Below are 2,922 nucleotides of genomic sequence, written 5' to 3'. Positions count from 1 at the left end.
GGTGCAGGTGCATACCCATGTGCAGGAGACGCGCGATGAGGTGATGCAGTCGCTTGGCACCCACGGCGAGCGTCCGCTGGCGCGATTGGAGCGGCTTGGCCTGTTAGGACCGCACCTGATCGCCGTGCACATGACGCAGCTTGACGACAACGAGATCGCCCGCGTCGCCGAGACGGGTGCGCATGTGGTGCACTGCCCGGAATCGAATCTCAAGCTAGCAAGCGGCTTCTGCCGCGTCGCTGACCTCCTGGACGCCGGTGTCAATGTCGCCCTCGGCACCGATGGCGCCGCCAGCAATAACGATCTGAACCTGCTCGCCGAGATGCGCACGGCCGCACTGCTGGCGAAAGGGGTCGCTGGCTCCGCAGCTGCGGTCCCTGCCGAGACCGCCTTGCGCATGGCCACACTGAATGGCGCCAAGGCGCTCGGCATCGACGATGAGACCGGCTCGTTGGAGGTCGGCAAGGCCGCCGATGTGGTCGCCGTCGACCTCGGCAATCCACACACGCAACCGCTGTATCATGCCTGCTCGCAGATGGTGTACGCCGCCAGTAGCCATCAGGTGCAACAGGTCTGGATTGCCGGCCGCCAGGTGATTCGCGACGGCGAGCCGCTGACCCTGGAGCCAGAGCGCATCCTCACGGCCGCCCAGGGTTGGCGCGAGCGCATCGCCGAGGGCAACGGCTAGAAACAGCACGATGAGCAGTCCCAATCACTCACTCTTCTGGATGACGGTCTATCTGGCACTGGTCGGCGCCCTGGTCGCCCTACTCTTCGTGCCGCTCCAAGAGGCCTTTCTCGCCAACTGGGGCTTCAACAGCCTGATCCTCGGTGTGCTCGCGATCGGGCTCATCATCAATGTGCAGCAGGTCCTGGCGCTGCATCCGGAGATCGCCTGGATCAGGCATTTTCGCACCGGCAACATGGAGCTGCTCGAAGAGCATCCGAGGCTGATGAAACCACTGGCGCGCCATCTGCACGGACGGCGCAAGGACCGCTTCCGGCTCTCGGCGCTGTCGCTGCGCACCGTGCTCGACGGCATCCGCGCCCGGCTCGACGAGTCGCGCGAGATCTCACGCTATGTGATCGGCTTGCTGATCTTCCTCGGTCTGCTCGGGACCTTCTGGGGGTTGCTCGACACCGTCGGCTCGGTCGGTCGAGTGATCTCAGGGCTCGACGTCTCTGGCGGTGCGGTCGATGAGGTCTTCGCGACCCTAAAGACCGGACTCGAGGCACCGCTCGCCGGCATGGGCACCGCCTTCAGCTCCTCGCTGTTCGGCCTCGGCGGCTCCTTGATCCTGGGCTTCCTCGATCTTCAGGCCGGGCACGCGCAGAACCGCTTCTTCAACGATCTCGAAGAATGGCTCTCCGGCCTGACCCAGCTGATCGACGAGCCGGAGCTCGGCGGCGCCACTGCCCGCCAGCGACCCCAAGCAGTGGCCGCAGGAACCGCTGCAAGCAGCGGCGGCAACGCCGACACTATGGCCCTACTCGAGGAGCTCCGCGCCCAACGCCAAGTGCTCGAGGCCTTACTGGCTGCGCAGACCCCCGCGAGCACCTCAGCGCCCGAGGCCAAGCACACTGGTGATGCCGCTCGAGATCGATAGACCAGGATCTGGATGACACCGAGTCAAGCACTTCAAAGACTCACCCCGGATCGCTGCCCACCGGTCACCGCCCAGACTAACCACTAACCACCAATAAAGAGTGTTCACAGGAATCCGCCGCAGCTCACGCACGGTCAACGTCTGGCCAGGCTATGTCGACGCGCTGTCAGCGCTGTTGATGGTCGTCATCTTCGTGCTGCTGATCTTCACGCTCGCCCAGTTCCTGCTGCGGCAAGTCGTCTCGGATCAGGAGTTCGCCCTCGACCTGCTCAGCAACCGGCTGGCCGAGGTCAGCGAGGCCTTGGGCATCAGTGAGCAGCGCGCCGACGCCTTGAACGCGCAGGTGGTGCTGTTCTCCGAACAGCTTGCCGAGGTCAGCGATGAGCGCGACACCCTGGCCGCTGGACGCGATCAGGATCAGATCCGCCTGCTCGCGTTGGATGCGCTGATCGCCTCGCAGCAAGAGACCATCGCCGAGGAGCAGGCGCTCTCGCAAGAGGCCCGCGACGAGGTCGCCCTGCTCAATCTGCAGATCGCCGCCTTGCGGACCCAATTGCAGGAGGTCGCCGGGGCCTTGGCCGCCGCCGAGCGCGACAAGGCCGAGCAGGCCGCGGAGATCACCGATCTTGGCGAGCGGCTGAATCTGGCGCTGGCGCGACAGGTCAACGAGCTCGAGCGCTATCGCTCCGAGTTCTTCGGCCGCGTCAAGGAGGCACTGGGCGAGAATCCCGATGTGCGCGTCACCGGCGATCGCTTCGTGTTCCAATCCGAGCTGCTGTTTCCGTCCGGTGAAGCAGCGCTGAATCCTGCCGGTCGGGCGCAGCTTGAACAGCTCGCCGAGACCCTGCTCGATGTTGCCGAATCGATCCCGGACGAGATCGACTGGGTCTTGCGCATCGATGGCCACACCGATCCGCAACCGCTGCGCGAGGGTCACCGCTACGCCTCGAACTGGGAGCTGTCGACCGCTCGGGCGCTGTCGGTGGTGGAATTCCTCGCCAGCCGCGGCCTCCCGCCGCAGCGCATGGTCGCCGCCGGCTTCGGCGCGCATCGCCCGGCGGTCGCTGGCGATGACGCCGCCGCCAACCGCCGCAACCGCCGCATCGAGATCAAGCTCACCAGTCCTTGAGCAGCTAACTCATCAGGCCTTCGAGATAACAGCCGCAAACGACTCGAACGACGTGTGAAACCGGTTTCTTCTGACTGATAACTGACTAGAAAGAGCAGTCGACCGCTTGGCCTTTACTCGCCCAAGAGCAGCGTCTTAGCAGCGTTGATCTGCGCCGCCAGGTAGTCAGAGCCGCCTCGATCCGGA

Annotated in this window: 3 protein-coding genes; all 3 read left to right on the top strand. The window is 65.0% G+C overall.

The features are described from left to right. Positions 1-688 (top strand): amidohydrolase family protein (locus tag ACY693_RS17615; protein WP_462323113.1); only part of this gene is annotated, 688 nt, incomplete at its 5' end. A 10-nt stretch (positions 689-698) separates the two neighbouring features. Further along, positions 699-1,607 (top strand): flagellar motor protein MotA, encoded by a 909-nt coding sequence (locus tag ACY693_RS17610; protein WP_462323112.1) that lies wholly within the window; start codon positions 699-701, stop codon positions 1,605-1,607. Positions 1,608-1,707: 100 nt separating this feature from the next. Beyond that, entirely contained in the window at positions 1,708-2,736 is a 1,029-nt protein-coding gene (locus ACY693_RS17605; protein ID WP_462323111.1) for a peptidoglycan -binding protein, read from the top strand. Positions 2,737-2,922: the final 186 nt, after the last annotated feature.

It is taken from the genome of Halochromatium sp. (assembly GCF_054919635.1).
Note: the sequence above shows the minus strand (reverse complement) of the source record. Positions and strands in the feature narration are given on the sequence as shown.

What these genes read in the sequence shown, in the direction of transcription:
- ACY693_RS17610 (WP_462323112.1), top strand. Translation starts at nt 699, where the DNA reads ATGAGCAGTCCCAATCACTCACTCTTCTGGATGACGGTCTATCTGGCA.